The 25,862-nt window shown below is 65.2% G+C and carries 21 protein-coding genes and 1 tRNA gene; 17 read left to right on the forward strand and 5 right to left on the reverse strand.

Features of this window, described 5'->3' with window-relative positions:
- Window positions 1-31 precede the first annotated feature (31 nt).
- The 6 genes from glgB to ACED67_RS02335 all read left to right on the forward strand — a co-directional run bounded on the left by glgB (window position 32) and on the right by ACED67_RS02335 (window position 10,429).
- On the forward strand, window positions 32-2,206 hold the full coding sequence (gene glgB / locus ACED67_RS02310) for a 1,4-alpha-glucan branching protein GlgB (RefSeq protein ID WP_395539911.1): 2,175 nt from the start codon (window positions 32-34) through the stop codon (window positions 2,204-2,206).
- A gap of 24 nt (window positions 2,207-2,230) precedes the next feature.
- The gene (glgC, locus tag ACED67_RS02315; protein WP_395539912.1) at window positions 2,231-3,502 is read left to right on the forward strand and encodes a glucose-1-phosphate adenylyltransferase; all 1,272 of its coding nucleotides are present in this window, start codon (window positions 2,231-2,233) and stop codon (window positions 3,500-3,502) included.
- Between the two features lie 80 nt (window positions 3,503-3,582).
- Complete coding sequence (gene glgA, locus ACED67_RS02320; RefSeq protein ID WP_395539913.1) at window positions 3,583-5,019, forward strand: glycogen synthase GlgA; 1,437 nt, start codon at window positions 3,583-3,585, stop codon at window positions 5,017-5,019.
- A complete protein-coding gene (glgX, locus tag ACED67_RS02325; protein WP_395539914.1) occupies window positions 5,016-7,130 on the forward strand; it encodes a glycogen debranching protein GlgX in 2,115 nt (704 codons plus the stop codon). Before glgA ends, glgX begins: the two co-directional genes overlap by 4 nt.
- Window positions 7,127-8,752: an alpha-D-glucose phosphate-specific phosphoglucomutase gene (locus ACED67_RS02330; protein WP_395539916.1), complete on the forward strand. Its 1,626-nt coding sequence runs from the start codon at window positions 7,127-7,129 to the stop codon at window positions 8,750-8,752. Before glgX ends, ACED67_RS02330 begins: the two co-directional genes overlap by 4 nt.
- Before the next feature lie 147 nt (window positions 8,753-8,899).
- Entirely contained in the window at window positions 8,900-10,429 is a 1,530-nt protein-coding gene (locus ACED67_RS02335) for a trimethylamine methyltransferase family protein (RefSeq protein WP_395540459.1), read from the forward strand.
- 6 nt (window positions 10,430-10,435) lie between these two features.
- Here ACED67_RS02335 and ACED67_RS02340 read toward each other — a convergent pair whose 3' ends face one another.
- Window positions 10,436-10,900 (reverse strand): transglycosylase SLT domain-containing protein, encoded by a 465-nt coding sequence (locus ACED67_RS02340; protein ID WP_395539917.1) that lies wholly within the window; start codon window positions 10,898-10,900, stop codon window positions 10,436-10,438.
- Between the two features lie 189 nt (window positions 10,901-11,089).
- Here ACED67_RS02340 and ACED67_RS02345 point away from each other — a divergent pair, with 189 nt between their 5' ends.
- From ACED67_RS02345 to pgi, 11 genes are all read left to right on the forward strand, one after another.
- Window positions 11,090-11,788, forward strand: a complete 699-nt coding sequence (locus tag ACED67_RS02345; protein ID WP_395539918.1) for a response regulator — start codon at window positions 11,090-11,092, stop codon at window positions 11,786-11,788.
- Between the two features lie 122 nt (window positions 11,789-11,910).
- Window positions 11,911-13,044 carry an FIST N-terminal domain-containing protein gene (locus ACED67_RS02350; RefSeq protein WP_395540460.1) on the forward strand — a complete coding sequence of 378 codons (1,134 nt, stop codon included), beginning with the start codon at window positions 11,911-11,913 and terminating at the stop codon, window positions 13,042-13,044.
- Window positions 13,041-15,233 (forward strand): hybrid sensor histidine kinase/response regulator, encoded by a 2,193-nt coding sequence (locus ACED67_RS02355; protein ID WP_395539919.1) that lies wholly within the window; start codon window positions 13,041-13,043, stop codon window positions 15,231-15,233. The genes ACED67_RS02350 and ACED67_RS02355 overlap by 4 nt, the downstream gene beginning before the upstream one ends.
- An 81-nt stretch (window positions 15,234-15,314) precedes the next feature.
- Window positions 15,315-15,851: an SRPBCC family protein gene (locus ACED67_RS02360; protein WP_395539920.1), complete on the forward strand. Its 537-nt coding sequence runs from the start codon at window positions 15,315-15,317 to the stop codon at window positions 15,849-15,851.
- 55 nt (window positions 15,852-15,906) lie between these two features.
- Window positions 15,907-16,389 (forward strand): (2Fe-2S)-binding protein, encoded by a 483-nt coding sequence (locus ACED67_RS02365; RefSeq protein WP_395539921.1) that lies wholly within the window; start codon window positions 15,907-15,909, stop codon window positions 16,387-16,389.
- 59 nt (window positions 16,390-16,448) lie between these two features.
- Window positions 16,449-18,821 (forward strand): xanthine dehydrogenase family protein molybdopterin-binding subunit, encoded by a 2,373-nt coding sequence (locus ACED67_RS02370; RefSeq protein ID WP_395539922.1) that lies wholly within the window; start codon window positions 16,449-16,451, stop codon window positions 18,819-18,821.
- A 12-nt stretch (window positions 18,822-18,833) separates the two neighbouring features.
- A complete protein-coding gene (locus tag ACED67_RS02375; RefSeq protein WP_395539923.1) occupies window positions 18,834-19,619 on the forward strand; it encodes an FAD binding domain-containing protein in 786 nt (261 codons plus the stop codon).
- A 280-nt stretch (window positions 19,620-19,899) separates the two neighbouring features.
- On the forward strand, window positions 19,900-20,484 hold the full coding sequence (locus tag ACED67_RS02380; RefSeq protein WP_395540461.1) for an HNH endonuclease: 585 nt from the start codon (window positions 19,900-19,902) through the stop codon (window positions 20,482-20,484).
- 138 nt (window positions 20,485-20,622) lie between these two features.
- A complete protein-coding gene (gene zwf, locus ACED67_RS02385) occupies window positions 20,623-22,074 on the forward strand; it encodes a glucose-6-phosphate dehydrogenase (RefSeq protein ID WP_395539924.1) in 1,452 nt (483 codons plus the stop codon).
- Window positions 22,074-22,748 (forward strand): 6-phosphogluconolactonase, encoded by a 675-nt coding sequence (pgl, locus tag ACED67_RS02390; RefSeq protein WP_395539925.1) that lies wholly within the window; start codon window positions 22,074-22,076, stop codon window positions 22,746-22,748. Before zwf ends, pgl begins: the two co-directional genes overlap by 1 nt.
- Before the next feature lie 11 nt (window positions 22,749-22,759).
- A complete protein-coding gene (pgi, locus tag ACED67_RS02395; protein ID WP_395539926.1) occupies window positions 22,760-24,361 on the forward strand; it encodes a glucose-6-phosphate isomerase in 1,602 nt (533 codons plus the stop codon).
- 59 nt (window positions 24,362-24,420) lie between these two features.
- Here pgi and ACED67_RS02400 read toward each other — a convergent pair whose 3' ends face one another.
- From ACED67_RS02400 to ACED67_RS02415, 4 genes are all read right to left on the reverse strand, one after another.
- On the reverse strand, window positions 24,421-24,774 hold the full coding sequence (locus tag ACED67_RS02400) for a RidA family protein (protein WP_395539928.1): 354 nt from the start codon (window positions 24,772-24,774) through the stop codon (window positions 24,421-24,423).
- Window positions 24,775-24,881: 107 nt separating this feature from the next.
- A complete protein-coding gene (locus ACED67_RS02405; RefSeq protein ID WP_395539929.1) occupies window positions 24,882-25,121 on the reverse strand; it encodes a PA2433 domain-containing protein in 240 nt (79 codons plus the stop codon).
- Window positions 25,122-25,216: 95 nt separating this feature from the next.
- Entirely contained in the window at window positions 25,217-25,510 is a 294-nt protein-coding gene (locus ACED67_RS02410) for a hypothetical protein (protein ID WP_395539930.1), read from the reverse strand.
- 27 nt (window positions 25,511-25,537) lie between these two features.
- A tRNA-Gly gene (locus tag ACED67_RS02415) sits at window positions 25,538-25,611 on the reverse strand.
- Window positions 25,612-25,862: the final 251 nt, after the last annotated feature.

Here is a 25,862-nt window from a genome sequence, read left to right on the forward strand (position 1 = left end):
CGTCGGTAGAGCCCGGGCAGGGGAGGAAGGGATGGACGAGCTGCCGCTCGACCCGGGGCAAGCCCGGGCGATTGCCGAGGGCCGCCATGGCGATCCATTTTCCGTGCTTGGCCCGCAGAAGCGGGCTGGGGGCACGCTGGTCACGGCCTTCGTGCCGGGCGCGGAGCGGCTCTTCGTCGTGACGGGCAAGGCCGAAGCCGAAGCGGTTTCCTATCCGGGCCTACCCGGCTTGTTTACCCATCTGATGAAGCGCAAGGCGGCCTATGTCCTGCGCGCGGAAGGTGGGGGCACGGAATGGAGCTTCGAAGATCCGTTCCGATTCGGTCCCGTGCTGGGCGAGATGGACGAATATCTCCTGGGTGAAGGCACGCATCGGCGACTCTGGCAGGTGCTGGGCGCCCATGTCATGCGCCATGAAGGGGCCGAGGGCGTGCATTTCGCCGTCTGGGCGCCGAATGCCGAACGGGTCTCGGTCGTCGGCGATTTCAACATCTGGGACGGACGCCGCCACCCGATGCGGCGGCGCGGGCCGACCGGAATATGGGAGATCTTCATCCCCGGTCTGGGCGAAGGCGCGACCTACAAATACGAAATCCGGGGGCCGGGCGGCGCGCTGATGCCGCTCAAGGCCGATCCGGTCGGGTTCGGCAGCGAACATCCGCCCGCCAATGCCAGCGTGGTGCGCCGGATCGACGGGGAATTCGGCGATCAGGGCTGGATGGACAGCCGCGCGGCACGCCATGCGGTCTCGGCGCCGATTTCGGTCTATGAGGTTCATCTGGCGTCTTGGCGCCGGGCGCCGGGCGACCGGATGTTGTCTTACGCGGAATTGGCGGAACAACTGGTCGGTTATGTCGCCGATATGGGCTTCACGCATATCGAATGCCTCCCCGTTTCCGAATATCCGTTCGATGGAAGCTGGGGCTACCAGCCGGTCGGTCTGTTCGCGCCAACGATCCGCCATGGCACGCCCTCGGAGTTCCGCGCCTTTGTCGATGCCGCGCACCGCAAGGGGCTTGGCGTCATCCTTGACTGGGTGCCGGGCCATTTTCCGACCGACGCCCATGGCCTTGCACAGTTCGACGGCACCGCGCTGTATGAACATCAGGACCCGCGCGAGGGCTTCCATCAGGATTGGAACACCCTGATCTACAATTACGGCCGGACCGAGGTGAAGAATTACCTCGTCTCCAACGCGCTGTACTGGCTTGAGGAGTATCATGTCGACGGGCTGCGCGTCGATGCGGTGGCCTCGATGCTTTATCGCGACTACAGCCGCAAGGCGGGCGAGTGGATCCCGAACCGCGATGGCGGGCGCGAGAATTACGAAGCCATTGCCATGCTGCGCGACATGAACATCACGACCTATGGCGAATGTCCCGGCATCCTGACCGTGGCCGAGGAATCCACCGCCTTTCCGGGCGTCAGCCGCCCGGCGAATTGGGGGGGCTTGGGCTTCGGTTTCAAGTGGAACATGGGCTGGATGAACGATGTCCTGTCCTACATGGCGCGCGATCCGGTCTATCGAAAGTTCCACCACCACCAGATGACCTTTGGCCTGGTCTATGCCTGGTCGGAAAATTACATCCTGCCGATCAGCCATGATGAGGTCGTGCACGGCAAGGGTAGCATGCTGGGCAAGATGCCCGGAGATGCTGAACAGAAGTTCGCAAATCTGCGGGCATTTTACGGCTTCATGTGGGGCCATCCGGGCAAGAAGCTTCTGTTCATGGGGCAAGAGTTTGCCCAAGGGGCGGAATGGAACCACAAGCAAAGCCTCGACTGGCACCAGCTCGACCTTGCGCCGCATCAGGGTGTGCAGACGCTGATCCGCGATCTGAACCGGCTGTACCGCGAGACGCCCGCGCTGCATGTCAACGATTGCCGGGCTGAAGGCTTTGACTGGATCGAGGCCAATAATGCCGAGGCCGGGGTCTATGCCTTTCTCCGCAAGGGGGATCCGGGCGACCTGATGGTGGTGGTTGCGGTCAACATGACCCCGGTCGAGCGCAGCTATCGCCTTGGCCTGCCCGCGCCGGGGCGCTGGCGCGAGGCGTTGAACACCGATGCCGCAGCCTATGGCGGCGGCAACCGGGGCAATCTGGGCGGTATCATGTCCGAGGACCTGCCGCATCATGGCCGCGCGCAATCGGCGCTGGCCGTGCTGCCGCCGCTGTCCACAGTGTTTTTCATTCAGGATCGTTAAGGGGTCCACGCGCAGGGGGTAAAGATGAAGGCAAGGGTGAACACACGTCTGTCCTCGCAGGCCATGGCCTTCGTGCTGGCAGGGGGGCGCGGCTCGCGGCTCAAGGAACTGACCGACCGGCGGGCGAAACCGGCGGTCTATTTCGGCGGCAAGACCCGGATCATCGACTTTGCCCTGTCGAACGCGCTGAACTCGGGCATCCGCAAGATGGCGATTGCCACACAATACAAGGCCCATAGCCTTATCCGCCACATGCAGCGCGGCTGGAACTTCTTCCGGGCCGAGCGCAACGAATATCTCGACATCCTGCCCGCCAGCCAGCGCATGGACGAGGTGAACTGGTATCGCGGCACCGCCGATGCCGTGGCGCAGAACATCGACATCATCGACAGCTACCGGGTGAAATATGTGGTCATCCTGGCGGGCGACCATATCTACAAGATGGATTACGAGATCATGCTGCAAGAGCATGTCTCGAACGGGGCCGATGTGACCATCGGCTGCCTGACCGTGCCGCGCATGGAAGCGACGGCCTTCGGGGTGATGCATGTCGACAAGAACATGCGCATCACCGATTTCCTGGAAAAGCCCAAGGATCCGCCGTCGATTCCGGGCGACCCCAAGCACGCCCTGGCCTCGATGGGAATTTACGTCTTCGACTGGGCCTTCCTGCGCGACCTTCTGCTGCGCGACATGGTGGACGAGAATTCCAGTCACGATTTCGGCAATGACCTGATTCCGCATATCGTGAAGAACGGCAAGGCCATGGCGCATCGCTTCGCCGACAGCTGCGTGACGAGCGGGCTGGAGGATGAGCCCTATTGGCGCGACGTGGGCACGATCGACGCCTTCTGGCAGGCCAATATCGACCTGACCGATTTCGTCCCCAAGCTGGATATCTACGACAATTCCTGGCCGATCTGGACTTATTCCGAGATCGTGCCCCCCGCAAAGTTCATCCATGACGAGGATGGGCGGCGCGGCTCGGCCGTGTCGTCGCTCGTCTCGGGCGATTGCATCGTCTCGGGCTCAGAGGTGCGCAATTCGCTGTTGTTCACCGGGGTGCGCACCCACTCCTTCTCGATGCTCGACAATGTGGTGGCGCTGCCGCGCGTGGTGGTCAACCGCAAGGCGGAACTTACAAAATGTGTCATAGATTCCGGGGTAACCATTCCCGAGGGTCTGGTCGTCGGCGCCGATCCGGTGGAAGATGAGAAATGGTTCCGGCGCAGCGAAGGGGGGATCGTGTTGATCACCCAGGCGATGCTGGACGCGCGGGCAAAGGCCCTGGGCTGAGGCCTGTCTCCCGGCGGGCGATCCCGGGGGGCTGCCCCCAGGACCCCGGGACAGTTGGGCCAGGATGAAGGGGCGCAGACATGGCGACGATCAAGGGGCGGGTTCTTTCGGTTGCCTCGGAATGCGTGCCGCTGATCAAGACCGGTGGGTTGGCCGATGTCGTGGGCGCCCTGCCGGGGGCGCTGAAACCCCTGGGCTGGGACATGAAGGTGTTGATCCCGGCCTATCGAGCCCTGCGCCCGCTGGTGGCCGAGTGGCCAGAGGTCTGGCGCGAAGAGGATCTCTGGGGCGGCGAAGGGCGGGTTCTGGCGGGCGAGGTCGAGGGCATCTCGATCCTCGCGCTGGATGCGCCGCATCTCTATGACCGGATCGGCGGTCCGTACACGGGCGCAGGCGGCGACTGGCCGGACAACCCGCAGCGCTTCGCGGCTCTGAGCTGGGTTGGGTCGCGGATCGCCCGCGAGGGGCTTGAGGGGTGGAAACCCGATGTCCTGCATGCGCATGACTGGCAGGCGGGGCTGGCGCCAGCCTATCTGACCTATCACGGCGCGGGCGGCGTGGCTTCGGTGATGACGGTCCACAACATCGCCTTCCAGGGCTGGGCGCCTGCGGCGCTTCTGGCCGATCTGCGCCTGCCCGGCGCGGCCTTCAATTCTCATGCGCTGGAATATTACGGCGGGATTTCCATGCTGAAAGCGGGGCTGGTGACGGCGGACCGCATCACCACCGTTTCGCCCACCTATGCGGCCGAGCTGATGCGGCCCGAGTTCGGCATGGGGTTGCAGGGCGTCATCGCCGAACGTGCTTCGGTGGTGCAGGGCATCCTGAATGGCGTGGACACAAAGGTCTGGTCGCCGGAAAACGAAGGGGAGTTTGCCTATTCCGCCAAGGCCATGGCGGGCAAGGCCGCAGCGCGGGCGGCGCTGTCTACGGAATTCGGCCTTGATGTGCCAGGCCCCTTGGCCATCGTCGTCAGCCGCATGACCGATCAGAAGGGCATCGACCTTTTGCCCGCCGTGGTGCCGGATTTCGTGGCTGGCGGCGGCGGGGTGATCGTCTTGGGGTCCGGCGCGCCGGAACTGGAAGGGGCGGTGCAGGATCTTGCGCGGCGCTTTGCCGGGCGGGTCACGGTTCGGATCGGCTATGATGAGGCGCTGAGCCACCGGCTGTTCCAGGGCGGTGACGCGGTTCTGGTGCCGTCGCGGTTTGAACCTTGCGGCCTGACCCAGATGTATGGCCTGCGGTACGGCACGATCCCCGTCGTCGCGGCGGTGGGCGGGCTGGCCGATACGGTGATCAATGCCTCGCCCGCCGCGCTGGGGGCCGGGGTGGCCACGGGCGTCACTTTCGCGCCCACCGATGCGCTGGCCTTTGGCCAGGCGTTGCGGCGGCTCTTGCAGCTTCACGCCGAGCCGAAGCTCTGGGCCCGGCTTGTGAAGAATGCCATGGCGCAGCCGGTGGGCTGGGAGACCAGCGCCGCCGCCTATGCCGGGCTTTACGCGGATATCCGGGGGTGAGCCGCCCGCCCGATCTTGGGTCGGGAAGCCACGCGGTCGAACAGGGCCGCCCCTGGCCCATGGGCGCGACGCTGACGGGGCATGGCGTCAACTTCGCCGTGTTTTCCGCCCATGCCGAGAAGGTGGAGCTGTGCCTCTTTTCGCATGATGGTCGGCAGGAAAGGCACCGCATTCCGCTGCGCGACCGCGATGGTGATATCTGGCATGTCCATGTCGGCGGGCTGTCGGCGGGGACGGTCTATGGCTACCGCGTCCATGGCCCCTATGCGCCCGAACAGGGCCACCGCTTCAACCCGAACAAGCTGCTGCTGGACCCCTATGCGCGCGCGCTGGAGGGGCGGCTGAAATGGTCCGATGCGCTGATGGGCTATCGTATCGGCTCGTCGCGCGGCGATCTGTCCTTCGACACGCGCGACAATGCCTTTGCCGTGCCCAAGGCCGTCGTCACCGATCCGGCCTATTCCTGGGGCAATGATCTGCCTCCCCGCCGCTTGCGCGCTGAGACGGTGATCTATGAGGCGCATGTCCGCGGGCTGACGATGAAGCACCCGGGCATCCCTAAGGCACAGCGCGGCACGGTCACGGGTCTCGCCTCGGACGCGATGCTGGATCATTTCCTCAAGCTGGGTGTGACGGCGGTGGAATTGCTGCCCGTCCAGGCCTTTGCCGATGAGCGTTTCGTCACCCAGAAGGGACTTAGCAATTACTGGGGCTACAACACGCTGGGATTTTTCGCGCCCGAGCCGCGCTATCTGGGCCGGGGCGGCATGCGTGATTTTCAGACCATGGTTCGAAGGCTGCATTCGGCGGGGATCGAGGTCATCCTCGACGTGGTCTACAACCATTCGGCCGAAGGCGACCAGTTCGGGCCGACCCTGTCTTTCCGGGGGCTCGACAATGCCAGCTACTACCGGCTTGCCGATGGCGGGCGCAGCTATGTCAACGATACCGGCACTGGCAACACCCTGAACCTGGCGCAGCCGATGGTGCTGCGCATGGTGATGGACAGCCTGCGCTATTGGGTCGAAGTCGGCCATGTCGACGGGTTCCGTTTCGATCTGGCGACCGTGCTCGGGCGCGAGGCGGGCGGCTTCGACCCCAATGGCGGCTTCTTCGACGCGATCCGTCAGGACCCGGTTCTGGCTCAGGTCAAGCTGATCGCCGAGCCCTGGGATATCGGGCCCGGCGGCTATCAGCTGGGTGCCTATCCGCATCCTTTCATCGAATGGAACGACCGCTATCGCGACGGGGTGCGGCGGTTCTGGAAGGGCGATGCCGGGATGACCGCCGATCTGGCGGCCCGGCTGCTGGGCAGTGCGGAAAAGTTCGACCATTCGGGGCGGGCGGCGACGTCCTCGGTGAATTTCATCACAGCCCATGACGGGTTCACGCTGGAAGATCTGGTCAGCTACACGGTCAAGCGCAACTGGGCCAATGGCGAAGACAATCGTGACGGCCATTCTGAGAACCATTCCGACAATCTGGGGGTCGAGGGGCCGACAACCGAGACCGGGGTTCTGGCCGCCCGCGCGTTGCGCAAGCGCAACCTGATGGCGACACTGTTCCTGTCGCAAGGGGTGCCGATGATCCTGGCGGGGGATGAGCTGGGCCACAGCCAGGGCGGCAACAACAATGCCTACGCCCAGGACAATGCGATCAGCTGGCTGGATTGGGACGGGGCCGATCCCGCGCTGGCGCGTTTCATCGCGCGGTTGGCGGCGATCCGGCGCGAGACGCCGATCCTGCGCCAGCGCCGTTTCCTGCACGCCCGCGAACGCGCGCAGGATGGGTTGCGAGACGTGATCTGGCACCGCCCCGATGGCCGCGAACCCAGCCCGCAGGACTGGCACGATCCGGCCTTCCGTTGCCTTTGCGTTGAACTGCGCCATGCTGCCGAGGGCGAGCGCCCGGATGAAGACGCGCTTTTCGCCGTGTTCAACTGTGGCCCGGCCGTCCCCCTGGCGTTGCCCGCCACCGCGCCGGGCTGGCAGTTGATCCTCGATACGACGCGACCGGACTTGACCGAGGGGCCAGCCCCGGACGAGGTTCCGGCGCAATCAGTGCTGCTGCTGCGGGCCGAGCCCGCGCCGGTCAAGGGAGAAGACCAATGATCACCACCGTCGCCACCAGCCCGATCGCGGGCCAGAAGCCCGGCACCAGCGGGTTGCGCAAGAAGACGCCGGTCTTCATGGGCCGACACTATCTGGAGAATTTCGTCCAGTCGCTGTTCGACGTGGTGGACTGCAAGGGCAAGACCTTTGTCCTGGGCGGCGACGGGCGCTATTTCAACGACCGCGCCGCGCAGGTGATCCTGCGCATGGCGGCGGCCAATGGCGCGGCGCGGGTGATCGTGGGACAGGGGGCGCTGCTGTCGACCCCTGCCGCCAGCCACCTGATCCGGCTGATGAAGACCGATGGCGGCATCATCATGTCGGCCAGCCACAACCCGGGCGGCCCGAATGAGGATTTCGGCGTCAAGTTCAACATGCCGAACGGTGGTCCCGCCCCGGAATCGGTAACCGAGGCGATCTATGCCCGCACGACCTCCATCACTGAATACCGCGTTGCCGAGGCGCAAGACGTGGATTTGGCCCGCCTTGGCCGGCAAGAACTGGCGGGGATGCAGGTCGATGTGGTCGATCCCGTGGCGGATTACGCAACGCTCATGGAAAGCCTTTTCGATTTTTCCGCGATCAGGGCGATGTTCGCGGGCGGCTTTCGGATGCGCATGGATTCCATGTGCGCCATCACCGGGCCCTATGCGGTTGAGATCCTTGAAAAGCGCCTTGGTGCCGCGCCGGGGACGGTGGTCAATGCCGTGCCCCTGCCGGATTTCGGTGGTCTTCATCCCGACCCGAACCCGACCTGGGCCAAGGCCCTGATGGACGAGTTGTTCGGGCCGGACGCGCCCGACTTCGGCGCCGCCTCGGATGGCGATGGCGACCGCAACATGGTGGTCGGGCGCGGGATCTATGTCTCGCCCTCCGACAGTCTGGCCGTGCTGGCGGCCAATGCCCATCTCGCGCCCGGCTACAAGGCGGGGCTGAAGGGAATCGCGCGCTCGATGCCCACCTCCGCCGCCGCCGACCGGGTGGCCGAGGCGCTGGGGCTGCATCATTATGAAACCCCGACGGGTTGGAAGTTCTTCGGCAACCTGCTGGATGCCGGTCGCGCGACGATCTGCGGCGAAGAGAGCTTCGGAACCGGCTCGGACCATGTGCGCGAAAAGGACGGGCTTTGGGCGATCCTTCTGTGGCTGAACATCCTGGCGGTGCGCAAGGAAAGCGTGGCGCAGATCCTGCGCGAACATTTCCATCGCTATGGCCGCAACTATTACAGCCGCCACGATTTCGAGGCGATCCCGACCGACCGCGCCGATGCGATGATGGCGGCGTTGCGCGGCAAGCTCTCGGCGCTGAAGGGCATGGATTATGACGGGCTGGTGGTGAGCCATGCCGACGATTTCGCCTATACCGATCCCGTGGATGGCTCGGTCTCGACCAAGCAGGGGGTGCGGGTGCTGTTCGATGGCGGCTCTCGCGCAGTGTTCCGCCTGTCGGGAACAGGCACCGAAGGCGCGACACTGCGCCTGTATGTCGAGCGCTTCGTCACCGGACCGGACGAGCTGGAAGAAGAGCCGCAATCCGCGCTCGCTCCGGTGATCGCGGCCGCCCATGCGATTGCGGGGATCGCGGGCTTTACCGGCCGCAATGCGCCGGATGTGGTGACCTGAGACTGGTCCTTGGGGGCTGTCTACCCCCCGGCGCCCCGAAGGTGTTTGAGCCGAGATGAAGGTGAATTCAGGCCTTCAGGAGTCGGTTCCGTGCGGGACTATCCGTACGGATCGGTTTTGATGGTCCTGTCAGCGGGGGGAGCGGCGATGAACGAACAACGGCGCAGCGGGCGGCAGGCACGGACGGCGGAACGCAGCCGCAAGGGTCCGGGGGTGGGACGACCCTATATCACCCGCAACATCCCGACCTATGACATCCTCTCGGAAGAGAACCTGTTGAAAGTCGAGGCGGCTGCCGACCGTATCCTGGCCGAAACCGGGATCGAGTTCCGCGACGATCCGGTGGCGCTGGACCATTGGAAGCGGGCGGGGGCAAAGATCGAGGGGCTGCTGGTCCGGTTCGAGCCGGGGATGCTGCGCGAGATCCTGCGCTCGGCGCCGGCGGAATTCACCCAGCATGCCCGCAACCCGGCCCATTCGGTGCGCATCGGCGGCCGGAACGTCGTCTTCTCACCCGCCTATGGCAGCCCCTTCGTCATGGATCTTGACCGCGGCCGCCGCTTCGGCACGCTGGAGGATTTCCGCAACTTTATCCGGCTGGCGCAGGCAAGCCCGAACTTCCACCATTCCGGCGGCACGATCTGCGAGCCGACCGATATTCCGGTGAACAAGCGCCATCTCGACATGGTCATGGCGCATATCGAGCTTTCGGACCGCCCTTTCATGGGTTCGGTGACCGCCGAGGAGCGCAGCGAAGACAGTATCGAGATGTGCCGTATCCTGTTCGGCGCCGATTTCGTCGATGCGAATTGCACCATCCTTGGCAATGTGAACGTGAACTCACCCCTGGTCTGGGATGGCACCATGACGCGGTCCCTGCGTGCCTATGCGCGGGCCAATCAGGCGGCGGTGGTCGTGCCCTTCATCCTGGGCGGCGCCATGGGGCCGGTGACCAGCGCGGGCGGCATCGCGCAAAGCCTCGCCGAGACCATGGCCGGATGTGCGTTGACCCAATTGGAGCGCAAAGGCGCGCCGGTGATCTTCGGCAATTTCCTGTCCTCGATGTCGCTGCGATCGGGCTCGCCCACTTTCGGCACGCCGGAACCCGCGATCGGAAGCATGGCGATCGGCCAGTTGGCGCGGCGGTTGAACCTGCCGCTGCGCTGCTCGGGCAATTTCACCACGTCGAAACTGCCCGACGCCCAGGCCATGACCGAAGGCACGATGTCGATGCTGGCCGCCATTCATTGCGGGGCCAACTTCATCCTGCATTCGGCCGGGTTTCTGGACGGGCTTCTGAGCATGTCCTACGAGAAGTTCATGCTGGATGACGACCTTTGCGGCGCGTTGCACAGCTATCTTGACGGCATCAAGATTGATGACAACCAGCTTGCGGTCGATGCTTTCGCCGAAGTGGGACCAGGCAACCATTTCTTCGGTTGCAGCCATACGATGGCGAATTACGAGACCGCCTTCTGGGATTCGGGCATGGCCGACAACGAGCCCTTTGAGAAATGGGAAGCGGCGGGCAGCGCCGATGCGGCGACGCGGGCGAACCGGGCCTGGAAGCAACGGCTGCGCGACTACGAGGCGCCGCCCCTGGCCATCGACAAGGCCGAGGCGCTGGCTGACTTCGTGGCGCGGCGCAAGTCCGAGATGGCAGATGCCTGGTACTAGGCTGCCTCAGCGTACAAGGCCGGTTTCGCGCAGAATGCCCATGCGCTTGGCCTCGTAGTAATAGCCCTTGGAATACCACATGATCGCGCGATCCTGGTCGCCGCGCGACACGAGCCAGGCCCCGCGCAGGTATTTGCCAGCATATTTCAGGTTGGTCTCGGCATCGAGCAGACCTTCGGGCGGGCCATCATAGCCCATGGTCTGGGCGGTGCGTGGATGGATCTGCAGCAGGCCATAGTAGGGGCCATTGCGGGCGGCGGGATTATAGCCGCTTTCGCGCTGGACGACGCGGTGGATCAGGCTTTCCGGCATGTCGTACAGGGCCGCATATTTGCGGATCAGCGCGCGCATCTGCGGAGTCTCTCCGCCATGCAGCCCGGTACGATCCTCTTCGCGCTGCCTTGGCGCCCCGCAAGCGGCGAGCGCAAGGGGCAGGGCGGCGAGAAGGAGATGACGGCGGGGCAATGGCATGGCGCTGGGTCCGTAAGGCTGGAGCGGTCATGCTTTCTAGGCCGGGCAGACCGGGGGCGGCAAGCCTGGGCGATGCAAGTCTGCGAAAGCCAGCCAAGGGCGCTGCGCGGCCTGCCACCTAAGTCCACTGGTGGCAGGGCCCGGACCGCGCTAGGCTTTGCCCCAGACCCCATAGACCCGGCGCTTCCCATGGCTCCCACTTCGTCAACCGATCCGATCCCCTTCCGCCCGCTGCGTTCTGCGCTGATCGTGGACGATCACCCGCTTTACTGCGATGCGCTGGCGATGACCCTGCGCGCCATAGCCGGGATCGAAGCGGTCGAGACGGCGGACCGGCTGGATCTCGCGCTCAAGCGCCTTGATTCCGCCGCACCGCCCGATCTTGTGGTGCTGGACCTGAACCTGCCGGACGTCGACGGGCTGGACGGACTGATCCGCCTGCGCCAGGCGGCGGGCGGCGTGCCGGTGCTTGTGGTCTCCTCGCTTGCTGAAAACCGGGTGATCCGCGCCTGCCTGGCGGCAGGGGCGGCCGGCTTCGTGCCGAAACATGCCAAGCGCGATATGTTCCGCGCCGCGCTGGAGCAGATCGCGCGCGGGCAACGATTCCTGCCGGAAGGTTATGATGCGGCACCCGATGCGCGGCCGGGGCCCAGGGACGAGGCGATCGGACGGCTGGCGCTCCTGACCCGGCAACAGGCGCGGATCCTGCAGCTGATCTGCGAGGGGATGCTGAACAAGCAGATCGCCTGGGAGCTGTCCATCGCTGAGACGACGGTGAAAGCCCATGTCACCGCGATCATGCGCAAGCTTGGGGTGCAAAGCCGGACGCAGGCGGTGCTTCTGGCCCGCGAGACCCATTTCGCCAGCCTGATGCCGGAAGGGGGCTGAGGCGCGCCCCGCCGCCGGGCCAAGGGCGGCAGGAGAGGATCGCGGCAGGGGGAGGAATGTCCGTGATGAAAGACCAGGGCCCGCGCCAGGGCGCCGGACCGCCCCTTGGGGCGTCCGCCGTCATGCCGCGCGCGCATTGCGACGCGCGTGCGCCGGATGCAGCAAGACAGCTCGCCCGCGCGCTTGGCCCCGGACCCTTCGCGACGATCATGCTGTTTGTCTCGCCCGAAGCCGATCTGGACCGCCTGGCCGCAAGCCTGCCCGCAGCCTTTGGCGAGACACCCGTGATCGGCTGCACCACTGCCGGCGAAATCGGTGCCTCCGGCTATGTCGAGGGCGAGATCGTCGCGCTTGGCCTGCCGACGGGGGCTTTCGCCACGGACAGCCTGACCATCGACCTGTCCCGGATCGACGCGCAGGATCTGATCGGCACCATGATCCGCAGCCGCGCCGCCCTGGCGGGGGCGCATCCGGGCTGGCACAGCGAATTCGCCTTCCTGATGGTCGATGGCCTGTCGATCCGCGAGGATGAGTTGACCGCCGCCCTTGGCCCCGGCCTTGGCCCGATGCCGCTTTTCGGCGGATCGGCGGGCGACGGCACGCGGTTTCTGGAAACGTTCGTCTTGTCGAATGGAGCTTTCCGGCAGGGCGCCGCTGTGCTGACTCTGGTGCGGACGTCCTGCCGGGTGAAGGTCTTCAGTCTGGATCATCTTGTTCCGACCGAAAGGCGCATGGTGGTGACCGAGGCCGACCCTGCCAACCGCATCGTCCGCCGCATCAATGCCGAACCGGCGGCGCGCGAATATGCCCGGCTTCTGGGCAAGGATCCGGGGCAGCTGACCACCTTCACCTTTGCGGCCCATCCGGTTGTCGTGCGGATCGGCGGCAAGCACCATGTCCGGGCGATCCAGCGCATGGCGCCGAATGGGGATCTGGTTTTCTTCTCGGCTATTGACGAGGGGCTTGTGCTGACCCTGGCCGAACCGCAGGACATGGCGGTGCATCTGGAGGCTGCGCTGACCGGTCTTTCCGAAGGCGGCACCCCTGCCGCCATCCTTGCCTGCGATTGCATCCTGCGCCGGATGGAAGCGCAGGAAAAGCAGCGCTATGGCGCGGTCTCGGCCTTGTTGCGCGACCATGCGGTGACGGGTTTCTCGACCTATGGCGAGCAGATGAATTCCATGCATGTCAACCAGACCATGACCGGTGTGGCCCTGTATCCGCCCGAGGAGAACTTGGAGGACGCCCGAGCATGATTGAAGCGCTGATCGACCCTTCCGACAGCCCCGAGCGGCGGGCCGAGAAGCTTCTGACCATTGCCGAAGTGCTGATGCGCCGGGTCGAGCAGGTGACCGACGATTCCGGTGCTGCCTATGCGCAGTTCCAGCGCGCAGCGATGCTGGAAGATCAGGTCCGCGCCCGCACGCGTGAACTGGGCCATGCGCTGGATCTCTTGAACAGCACGAATACAAGGCTGGGCGAGGCCAAGCGCGAGGCGGAGGCCGCGCGCAACAACCTCGCCAATGCGATCGAGACGATCCAGGAAGGCTTTGCGCTGTTCGACGTGGATGAGAATCTCGTCATGTGCAATTCGCGCTTCGGAATGCACATGCCCGACATCCGCGCCAGCCTGCGCGCCGGCATCACCTTTGCCGACTATGTCGGTCTTGTCGCCCGCTCTGCCTTCCTGTCGCTGCCGCATGACCTGACGCCCGACGATTGGGCGGTGGCCCGGTTGCGACGGCATCAGGACCGTCACGTCATCTTCAACGTCCGCATGGATGCCGATCACTGGGTTCAGGTCTCGGAGCATCGCACTGCTGATGGCGGCACGGTGATCCTTCAGACCGATGTGACCGACATCATCCGCGCCGAGCGGCACGAGCGCGGGAGGCTCCTGGACGATCAGGCCCGCATGATCCGCGCCACGCTGGACCATATCAGCCAGGGCGTGGCGATCTTTGATGCCTCTGCCCGGCTGGCAGGCTGGAACCGGCGCCTGGCCGAGCTTTTGGCTCTGCCTGCGGGTGGCACACGCATGGGCACGGGGTTCGAGACGATCTTCGCCCGGATCGGCGCGCAGATGCAACTGGGCGGCGGCGCGGATGAGGCGGCGATCCTGGCCTGGGTCGCGGGCGGATCGGGCCGCGGGGCGCTGCATTTCGAATTGCGCCGCGGGACAGAGCTGATCCTCGACTGTTTCGCGCAGGAAATGCCCGATGCGGGTTTCGTGATCAGCTTCACCGATGTCACCGGCGAGCGCGAGGCTTTGGCGGCGCTGTCGCGGGCCAATGAAACGCTCGAGGCGCGGGTGACCGAGCGAACGCTGGAATTGCAGGATGCGCTGGCCGACGCCGAACGCGCCAATGCCAGCCGCTCGCGATTTGTCGCCGCTGCCAGCCATGACCTTCTGCAACCCTTGTCGGCGGCCAAGCTGTATATCTCGTCCATTGCCGACGAAAGGCTTGACCCAGGGGCGCGGCTCTCGCTCGACAAGGCGCAGAACGCGCTGCAATCGGTCGAGGGGCTGCTGGCCGCGCTGCTGGATATCTCGCGGCTGGAATCCGGCAAGGCGGCGGTCAGCGTCGGACCGGTGTCGCTGGACCCTTTGCTGCGCCGCATGTCCGAGGAATTCGCCCCCCTTGCCGCCGCCAAGGGCCTGGCGCTGACAGTCATGCCGAGCGCAGCCGTGGTCGAAACCGACCCCGCCTATCTGCGCCGCATCCTGCAGAACCTGATCTCCAACGCGATCCGCTATACCGAAACCGGACGCGTCCTCGTGGGCGCGCGCCGGGACCGCGGCGCCATAAGGCTGGAGGTGCGCGACACCGGGCCCGGCATCCCGCCGGAGGCGCAGCGCGACATCTTCAAGGAATTCCACCGCCTGAATGCCCGCGCCTCGGCTTCCGAAGGCATGGGCCTGGGCCTCGCCATCGTCGACCGCGCCTGTGCGCTTCTTGGCCATGAGCTTAGATTGTTTTCGACGCTGGGGCAGGGCACCTGCTTTGCCTTGCGGCTTGATCGGGCGCTTGCCGCCCCCCCGGTCGAGATAGCGCCCGACCGGCCGCTGCCGCGCCCCGATGCGCAGGACAAGATCGCCTTCCTGGTCGAGAATGATGCCGAATTGCGCGCTGCCCTGACCCTGCTTCTCGAAAAATGGGGTCTGACGGTGATCGAGGCCGGTTCTGGTGAAGAGGCCTTGGCGCTGATCGAGGAGATCGGCATCCTGCCCGACCTGATCCTCGCCGACCACCAGCTTGGCACGGGGCGCACCGGCCTGAGCTTCCTGGTCGAGTTCCGTGCCCTGCATGGCCCCTTGCCGGTCTGGCTGATCACCGCCGACCGCAGCCCCGATCTGGCCAGCGCTGCTGCGGCAGCCGGGATCGGGGTCATCCTCAAACCGATCGAGACGCAGGAGTTGCAACAGGTTCTGGCGAAAATCTGAACCGGTCATCCTACGACCAAGGCATCATGGCAGCATCGGCGCGGTCTCGTTAGGCTGGCCGCAACGCTTGGGAGGACTCGCATGAAACTTACCGATACCCGCGAGATCGCGGCACCGCCCGCTCTGGTCTGGTCCGCCATCCTCGACCCCGAGGTGCTGAAGGAGTGTATTCCCGGCTGCCAATCGATGACCGGCTCGATCGCCGATGGCTATGAGGCGACGGTGAAGCAGAAGGTCGGCCCGGTCTCGGCCACATTCACCGGCGTGGTGACGCTGTCGGATATCGTCGAGGGCAAATCGGTGAAGATCTCGGGCGAGGGCAAGGGCGGCGTCGCCGGCTTCGCCAAGGGCGGCGCGGTGGTGACGCTGGAGCCTTCGGGCGCCGGGACCAAGCTGACCTATGACGTCGATGCAAATGTCGGCGGCAAGATTGCCCAGCTTGGCAGCCGCATCATCGACAGTTTCGCCAAGAAGATGGCCGACGATTTCTTCACGCGCTTTCAGGCCGCTGTCGAAGGCCCGGCCGAGGCTGGATCGGCGCAGGCAGAAGATGACGAAGCCATTGCCGAGTCACCCGAGAAGAAGAAAGGATGGTTCAAGCGATTGATCGGCGGCTGAACCGCCCGACGCATGAACCGCCGCACTGACCCAGGGATTCCAAGGGAGGAGTAATATGACGAAAGTCACGATGACCGTGAACGGCAAGTCCGTCTCGGGCGAGGTCGAGGGCAGGACCCTTCTGGTCCAGTTCCTGCGCGAAGGGCTGGGCCTCACGGGCACCCATGTCGGATGTGACACCAGCCAGTGCGGCGCCTGCACGGTGCATCTGGATGGCAAGGCCGTGAAGTCCTGCGCGGTCTTCGCGCTGGATGCCGCCGGGGCCGAGGTCAAGACGATCGAGGGCATGGCCAATGCCGACGGTTCCTTGTCGACGCTGCAACAGGCCTTCCAGGATTGCCACGGGCTGCAATGCGGCTTCTGCACGCCGGGGATGGTGATGGCTTCGGCGGCGCTTCTGGCCAACAACCCCAAGCCGACCGAGGCAGAAGTGCGCCACGGGCTCGAGGGCAACCTTTGCCGCTGCACGGGCTATCACAACATCGTCAAGGCGGTGCTCCAGGCCTCGGGCCAGGACATCTCGGCCATTCCGGCCTGACCGCCACACCACGCCACATCGCCCGCCGCGCGAACGGACGGGCCGCCAGGGAGGATTTCATGCCGAAGGATACGGGCATTGGCGCTCCGATGAAGCGCCGCGAGGACATCAGGTTCCTCACCGGAAAGGGCCGCTACACGGCCGATATAAACCTGCGGGGCCAGGCCTATGCCGCCTTTGCCCGCAGTGACATGGCCCATGGCCGCATCAACAAGATCGACACCACCGCGGCCGCCGCCATGCCGGGCGTCCTGTGCATCATGACGGGCGAAGATTTCGCCGCCATGGGCGGCAATCCTGCGGGCTGGCTGATCAACAGCCGTGACGGCACGCCGATGCGCGAGCCGAAGCGTCCGGTGCTGGCCCATGGCAAGGTGCGCCATGTCGGCGATGCCTATGCGGTCGTCGTGGCCGAGACCGAGGAACAGGCCCGCGATGCCGCCGAGGCGATCGAGGCCGACATCACGGAATTGCCCGCCATCGTCGATATGGCCGCCGCCATCGCCGACCCATCGAACCGCGTGCATGACGAGATCCCCGACAACCTCTGCTTCGACTGGGGCTGGATCGAGGACAACCGCGCCGCCGTCGACGCGGCCTTCGCCAAGGCGCCGCATATCACCACTCTGGAGCTGGTGAACAACCGCCTTGTCCCGAATGCGATGGAGCCGCGCGCCTCGCTGGCCGATTTCAACCCCGGGACCGAGGACTACACGCTTTACACCACCTCGCAGAACCCGCACCTGCACCGCCTGCTGATCGCGGCCTTCGTGATGGGCATCCCGGAGAACAAACTGACCGTGATTGCGCCCGATGTGGGCGGCGGTTTCGGCTCGAAGATCTATCACTACGGGGAAGAGGCGGCTGTGCTGGCCGCGGCCAAGCACCTGAAACGTCCGGTGAAATGGGTGGCGACCCGGTCGGAAGCCTTCCTGTCGGATGCCCATGGCCGTGACCATGTGACGAAGATCCAGCTTGCGCTGGACAAGGACGGCACCTTCCTGGCGCTGCGCACCGAGACGCTGGCCAATGTCGGCGCCTATCTGTCGAACTTCTCGACCGCGACGCCGACCTTCCTGCATGGCACGCTGATGGCGGGTCCCTACAAGACGCCGCTGGTCTATGTGAACGTGAAGACCGTCTTCACCAACACCGCCCCGGTCGATGCCTATCGCGGCGCAGGCCGCCCGGAAGCGACCTTCTCGATCGAGCGGGTGATCGACAAGGCAGCCGATGAGCTTGGGCTCGACAAGATCGAGATCCGGCGCAAGAACTTCATCGACCCCGGCGCCTTCCCCTACACCACGCCGGTCGGCCTTGTGTATGATACCGGCAATTACCACGCCACGCTCGACAAGATGATCGAGCTGGGCGACATCGCGGGCTTCGACAAGCGCGCGGCGGTGTCCAAGGCCAAGGGCAAGCTGCGCGGCATCGGCTATTCGACCTGGATCGAAGCCTGCGGCATCGCGCCTTCGCATCTGGTGGGCGTGCTGGGCAGCCGCGTCGGCCTGTATGACGCCGCGACGGTACGGGTGAACGCCACCGGCAATATCTCGGTCCTGACCGGGGCGCACAGCCACGGCCAAGGCCATGAGACGGTCTTCGCGCAGATCGTGGCCGACAAGCTGGGCATCCCGGAAGCTTCGGTCGAGATCGTCCATGGCGACACTTCGAAAATCCCCTTCGGCATGGGGTCCTATGGCTCGCGCAGCCTCGCGGTCTGCGGCACCGCCATGGTGAAGGCAGTCGACAAGATCATCGCCAAGGGCAAGAAGATCGCGGCCCATATGCTGGAAGCCGCGGAAGGCGACATCACCTTTGAAGACGGCAAGTTCCAGGTCGCGGGCACCGACAAGGCCAAGACCTTTGGCGAAATCGCCTTCTCGGCCTATGTCCCGCACAACTACCCGCTGGAAACGCTGGAGCCGGGGCTTGAGGAATCGGCCTTCTACGATCCGGGCAACTTCACCTTCCCGGCAGGCGCCTATGCCTGCGAGGTCGAGGTCGATCCCGACACGGGAAGGGTCGAGATTTGCAGCTTCACCGCCGCGGATGATTTCGGCCACGTGATGAACCCGCTGATCGTCCAGGGCCAGGTCCATGGCGGCGTCGGGCAGGGCATCGGCCAGGCGCTGCTGGAGAACACCACCTATGACGAGGGCGGGCAGCTTCTGTCGGGCAGCTTCATGGACTATGCCATGCCGCGCGCCGATGACGTGCCGTTCTACACGGTCGATCACAGCTGCAATACGCCCTGTACCCACAATCCGCTGGGTGTGAAGGGCTGCGGCGAGGCCGGGGCCATCGGTTCGCCGCCCGCTGTGGTCAACGCCGTGGTCGACGCGCTGCGCCGCGGTGGCCACAAGAACGTGACGCATATTGACATGCCGGTCTCGCCCAAGCGGGTCTGGCAGGCCATGCAGGGCTGAGGAGGGCAAATCATGCACAATTTCGATTTCGTCAAACCCGCCTCGGTGGAAGAGGCCGTCAAGGCACTGGCACAGGAAGGGGCGCAGGCCCTGTCCGGTGGCCAGACGTTGATCGCCACCATGAAGCAGCGCCTGGCCGCGCCGACCACCTTGGTCAGCCTGACCGGCATCGCCGCGATGAAGGGTGTCAAGGCGGAAGGCGGCAACCTGTCAGTCGGCGCCGCCACCCCTCATGCGGTTGTCGCGAAAGAGGCGGCCTCGGCCTATCCGGCTTTGGCGAAGCTTGCCGGTGGTATCGGTGACCCTGCCGTGCGCAACCGTGGCACGGTGGGCGGCTCGATCGCCAACAACGACCCGGCGGCCTGCTACCCTTCGGGCGTCCTGGCCTCGGGCGCGACGGTGGTGACGAACAAGCGCCGTATCGCCGCCGATGAGTATTTCCAGGGCCTCTTCACCACGGCGCTGGAAGAAGGCGAGATTGTTACCCAAGTCGTCTTCCCGATCCCCGAAAAGGCCGCCTATGTGAAGTTCGAGCAGCCCGCGAGCCGCTTTGCCCTGACCGGGGTCTTCGTGGCGAAATACCCCTCGGGTGTGCGCGTCGCGGTCACTGGAGCCGGGGCGGATGGCGTTTTCCGTTGGTCAGAGGCCGAAGCCGCGCTGTCGAAGAATTTCTCGGCTGCTGCAATTGACGGGCTCAGCGTCGATCCTTCAACCCTGATGGGCGATTTGCATGGCACCCCGGAATACCGGGCGAATCTGATCAAGGTTCTGACCAAGCGCGCCGTCGCCGCCGCCTGAAATCGACTGACATGACCAAGCAAAGGCCCGGGTCACCCCCCGGGCTTTTGACATATTTGGCAGCGCCGCCTGTAGATTGTCATGCGACTGACACCAAATCTCACAAAGGTGGCACCCAAGCCCCTTGCGGTCGTGCCACAGATGCTGGGGGGTTGCGTGGGGCTTTGGCCCAGATATAGTCAGCCTATCGGGGGTGGGTTCCCGGCCCTCGGGCCATCGGGCGCAGGAGACCGGACGGATGTTCCGGCCGCTGCGGGCAAGAGCGGAGTATCGGACGGCAATGGACGGCGATTTCAGGACCCAGTTCGTACGCGATCCCGCCGCGCTCAAGCATTTTCCCGCGCTGGTGCTGAACGCCGACTACCGGCCGCTCAGCTACTATCCGCTCAGCCTTTGGCCCTGGCAGGAGGCGATCAAGGCCGCCGTCCTCGATCGGGTGCAGATTGTCGCCGAATATGACCATGTGGTGCGCAGTCAACGGCAAGAGTTCAGGATACCTTCCGTCGTGGTTCTGAAAGAATTCGTCAAACCCCAGAAGCGCGTGGCCTTCACGCGCTTCAATCTTTTTCTGAGGGACGAATTCTGCTGTCAGTATTGCGGATCGAAGGGCGATCTGACCTTTGATCATGTCGTGCCGCGCTCGCGCGGGGGGATCACGTCCTGGGAAAATGTCGTCGCCGCCTGTTCGCCCTGCAATTTGCGAAAGGGCAACAAGACCCTGCGCCAGTCCGGTCTGACGCTGCGCCGCCCGGCGCGTCCTCCGACCGCCGAGGAAATGCAGGCTCATGGCCGCCGCTTTCCGCCGAACCACCTGCATGACAGCTGGATGGATTACCTCTATTGGGATGCCGAACTGGAGGCGTGACGTCGGCGCTCCTGGCTTCTGTAACGTCCCTGGCCTTTGGCCCTGGCTCCAAAGGTGCTAGAAGCTGTGCTGGACAGGGCAGTGGCTTCGCGCTAGAAAGCCACTGTTAGCGCTAACAGACATCCCGAGGAGCCACCCATGGTCGCGCGTGTCATTCCGGTCGAGGCTTTCGATCTGGTGATCTTCGGCGGCACTGGCGACCTCGCCCGCCGCAAGATACTGCCGGGCCTGTTCCGCCGGTTCCAGGCCGGGCAGATGCCGCCCGAGGCCCGCATCATCGGCGCCGCGCGGGCCGAACACAGCGATGACGAGTTTCGCGCCTTGGTGGCCGATGCTGTGGCGGAATTCATGCCCAAGGCCGCGCAGGACAAAGAGGCGCTCGCCGCCTTCCTCCAGCGCCTGTCCTATGTCGCCATCGACGCCAAGGGCACGCAAGGCTGGTCGCAGCTCAAGGAAACCATGCGCTCCGATGTGGTGCAGGCCTATTACTTCTCGGTCGCGCCGGCCCTGTTCGGCGACATCGCCCTGCGCCTGACCGACAATGGCATTGCCGGGCCAGATGCCCGCATCGTGGTGGAAAAGCCCTTCGGTCGTGATCTCGCCTCGGCGCGCGCGTTGAACGAAACGCTGGCCAAGCATTTCACCGAAAGCCAGATCTACCGGATCGACCATTACCTTGGCAAAGAGACGGTGCAGAACCTGATGGCGGTGCGCTTCGCCAATATCCTGTTCGAGCCGTTGTGGAAGTCGGAATATATCGACCATGTCCAGATCACCGTCGCCGAGACGGTGGGCGTGAACGGGCGCGGCGCCTATTACGACAAATCCGGCACGATGCGGGACATGGTTCAGAACCACCTGATGCAGCTTCTCTGCCTGATCGCGATGGAGCCGCCCTATCACTTCGACCCCGATGCCGTGCGCGACGAAAAGCTCAAGGTCATCCGCGCGCTCGACCCTGTGCAGCCGCAGGATATCGTGCGGGGTCAATATCTTGGTGGCGGCGGCGAGGGCAGCTATCTGGAGGATTCCGAGAACCCGCACAGCCGCACCGAAAGCTACATCGCGCTGAAGGTCGCGATTTCGAACTGGCGTTGGAAGGGCACACCCTTCTATCTGCGCACCGGCAAGCGTCTGCGCGCCCGCGCCAGCGAGATCGCCGTCACCTTCCGCGAGCCGCCCCATTCGATCTTTGACGATGCCGAGGGCTGGCGCGAGAATGTTCTGGTGATCCGCCTGCAACCCGACGAAGGGATGCACCTGATGGTCATGATCAAGGAACCGGGGCCGGGCGGGATGCGGCTCACCCAGGTGCCGCTGGACATGTCCTTTGCGACCGCGCTTGGGCCAGAGGCGGCCGAGGTGCCCGATGCCTATGAACGGCTGATCATGGATGTGATCCGCGGCAACCAGACCCTTTTCATGCGTGGCGACGAGGTCGAGGCCGCCTGGGCCTGGACCGACCCGATCATCGAAGGCTGGGAAGCGCGGGGCGACCGTCCGCAGCCCTATGACGCCGGAACGTCCGGCCCGGAAGATGCGTTGATGCTGATGCATCGCGACGGGCGACGCTGGCGGGAGATCAAGTGATGGAACTGGTAACCTACCCGGATCGGGAATTCATGTATCTGGGCCTTGCCGACCGGATTGCCGGCCAACTGGCCGATTTCCTGCGCCGCGATGGCAGGGCCTCGTTCTGCGTGCCGGGCGGCACCACGCCGGGGCCGATCTTCGATACGCTGTCTGGGGTGGATATCGACTGGGCCAATGTCGCGATCTTCCTGAATGACGAGCGATGGGTCGACGAGACCAGCGAGCGGTCGAACACCCGCCTCCTGCGTCAGCGCCTGCTGCGCGGTCGCGCGGCCGCGGCAAACTTCGTGCCGCTGCACCGTGAAGGCTTCACCACCCCCGAACCAGCGCTCGAGGCGCTGGCCGAGGGGATCAGGCCGCATCTGCCGATCTCGGTCCTGCTGCTGGGCATGGGCACCGACATGCACACGGCCTCGCTTTTCCCGGGCGCCGACCGGCTGGAAGAAGCGCTGGCCGCCGATGCGCCGCTGCTTCTGGCGATGCGGGCCGAAGCCGCGGGCGAGCCGCGCGTCACGCTGACCGCGCCGGTGCTGGCGGGCGCGATGAACATTCATATCCTGATCACCGGCCCGGAAAAGCGCGCCGCGCTTGAGCGCGCGCAGGGCCTGTCCGCCAGCGAGGCGCCGGTCAAGGCGGTGCTCGCCAACGCCACTGTCCATTGGGCCGAATAGGAACTGCCGCCATGACGAACTGGGATGCGCTTGTCGCCCATGCCAAAGCCACTGCCGACCGGCCCATCCTGGATCTTTTCGCTGTAGGCGACCGCGCCGCCGAATTCTCGGTGACGGCGGATGGAATGCTGCTCGACTATGCCAAGACCGGCATCGATAGCGAGGCGCGCGACATCCTCGTTGCTTTGGCCGACGCCGCCGGGGTGGCGGATCGGCGCAAGGCCATGTTCGAAGGCGCGAAGATCAACGAGACCGAGGGCCGCGCCGTCCTGCATGTCGCCCTGCGCGCGGGCGACGAAGCCGTGATCAAGGTCGACGGCACCGATGTCCTGCCCGAGGTCCGCGCCACCCGTGCCCGAGCCTACGCTTTCGCCGAGGATGTGCGGAAGGGTCGCTTCATGGGGCAGGGCGGCCCCATCACCGATGTGGTCAATATCGGCATCGGCGGGTCGGATCTTGGCCCGGCCATGGCGACGCTGGCCCTTGCGCCTTTCCATGACGGGCCGCGGCTGCACTATGTCTCGAATGTCGACGGCGCGCATATCCATGACACGCTTCAGGGGCTGAACCCCGAGACGACGCTGGTCATCGTCGCCTCCAAGACCTTCACCACGATCGAGACCATGACCAATGCCGAAACAGCGCGGCGCTGGATGGCGGAAAAGGTCGCCAATCCCGCCGCGCAATTCGCCGCCGTCTCGACCGCTGCCGACAAGACTGCCGCCTTCGGCATCGACGCTGCCCGTGTTTTCGGCTTCGAGGATTGGGTCGGCGGGCGCTATTCGATGTGGGGGCCGATCGGCCTTGGCCTGATGATCGCGGTCGGCCCGCAGGATTTCGACGGCTTCCTGGCGGGCGGCCGTGCCATGGACCAGCATTTCCTCTCCGCACCCCTGGTGCAGAACATGCCCGTCATGCTGGCCCTTGTCGGCATCTGGCACAATCAGGGCTGCGGCCATGCCACCCGCGCCGTCCTGCCCTATGACCAGCGCCTGTCGCGCCTGCCGGCCTATCTCCAGCAGCTCGAGATGGAATCGAATGGCAAGAGCGTGGCGCTGGACGGGTCCGACCTGCCGGTGAATTCCGGCCCCGTGGTCTGGGGCGAGCCGGGCACGAACGGCCAGCACGCCTTCTACCAGCTGATCCATCAGGGCACCCGCGTCGTGCCTTGCGAATTCCTGATCGCGCGCCGCGGCCACGAACCCGACCTTGCGCATCAGCACAGGTTGCTGATGGCCAATTGCCTGGCGCAATCCGAGGCGCTGCTGCGGGGCCGGAATCTTGACCAAGCCCGCGCGATCATGGCGAAGAAGGGCGCGACCGGGGCGGAGCTTGAACGTCAGGCCCGCCACCGCGTCTTTCCCGGCAACCGCCCCTCGACGACGCTGGCCTATGACAGCCTGACCCCCTTCACCTTGGGTCAGATCATCGCGCTTTATGAACACCGCGTCTTCGTCGAGGGCGTGATCCTGGGCATCAACTCCTATGACCAATGGGGGGTGGAGCTGGGCAAGGAACTGGCGCTGGCCCTCGAACCTGTGCTGGAAGGGCGCGCAAGCACGGACGGCAAGGATGGCTCCACCGCGGCGCTCGTCGCGTTCCTGCGCGGCTAGGGCGCCAATGACAAAGGGGGCCACAGGGCCCCCTTCTTGATCCTTCGTCGCAGGATCGCTTACTTCAGCGCAGCGGTCACGATGACCTCGACCTTGTAGTCGGGGGTGGCCAGCTTGGCCTCGCCGGTCGCGCGTGCGGGGGTGTGGCCCTGCGGCACCCAGGCGTCCCAGACCGCGTTCATAGCAGGGAAATCCGCCATGTCGGCCAGCCAGATCTGCGCCGAAAGGATGCGGGCCTTGTCGATGCCTGCGCCCGCCAGGATGCGGTCGACTTCGGCGAGGCATTGCTTGGTCTGCTCACCCACCGGGTCGCTGGCGTTGCCGACCTGGCCCGCCACCCAGAGGATGCCGTTATAGGCCACAGCTTCGGACATGCGGGGGCCGGTGCCGTAGCGGGTGATGTCGGTGGTCATATCAGGGCTCCTTCTGTTCTGCCGCGCCCCTTCTAGCGGCCAGATTTGCGGCGCGAAAGGGGCGGCGCACTGCCGTCCCCCCGCTGTGGCTTTGCGGGCCTGCCCGATCACATGCCCAAGAGTGCCATGGCCTCGTGCAGCTTGGCTTCCGAGGTCGGGTGATCGCCTGCCTCATGCGCCGCCTTGCCTTCTTCATAAAGGGTCATGACTTGGGCCTTGGTTGCTTCGTCAACACTCGTGGTCTTGAACGCCTCGTCGATCTGGCCCATCAGCATCGGGCATTGCGTCGCAAGCGCCGGGCCAGCCAGCACAAAAGCGATGGCGGCGGTCGAAAACAGCTTCTTCATGGCATATCCTCCCCATCATCGCGGGCGAAAGGCCTGCGGCGCGCAGCATAGGCCGGAACCCGGGCCGCACAAAGCCCGCCATCAGGCCAATACGCTCAGGGCAGCGGCTTGCACAGGAAGCTGTCGCCCGAGATCGGCGAATACCAGCCCATCGTGCCGTCGGCATTCATCTCGAGCGAGATCTGATAGTCATCGGCAAAGGTCAGGACCCAGACGCCGTCTTCCTGCGTCGCGTCAAGGATGTCCATCGGATCGCCGCCAGGATCGTAGATCTGGCCGGTGAAGGTGAAAGTGCCGACCTCGCAGTCCCATTTCCCCTCGAAAGGCAGGGTTTCGGCCAGTGCCGGGCCTGCGCTGCAAAGGAAAAGGGCAAGCAAAGCAGGACGCATCGGCCTGTTCCTGTACTGTCCGGGGGATGGAGCGGGTGAAGGGAATCGAACCCTCGTCGTAAGCTTGGGAAGCTTCTGCTCTACCATTGAGCTACACCCGCGTGCGGCCTGAGGTATGCCATGCCGGGCGGCGCGTCAAGCGCCTCGCGCCGCCCGCCCGGGGTCGGGTGCAGGGTTTCGTCAGCGTGATCTGCGGCTGTTAGCGATCGGTCAGGAAAAGCGCCCGTTCGGCGGCAACATAGTCTTCGGGCAACGGAATCGCTCCAGAAGCCTGTGCAGAGGGCAGCGCGTATCGGGCCGATCTCGGTCTTGGGCGGATGCTACGGCACGGCGCGCGCCAAAGCTGCGCGCA

Origin of the sequence: Neotabrizicola paludis (assembly GCF_044142105.1) — a bacterium.
Lineage (GTDB): Bacteria > Pseudomonadota > Alphaproteobacteria > Rhodobacterales > Rhodobacteraceae > Pseudogemmobacter.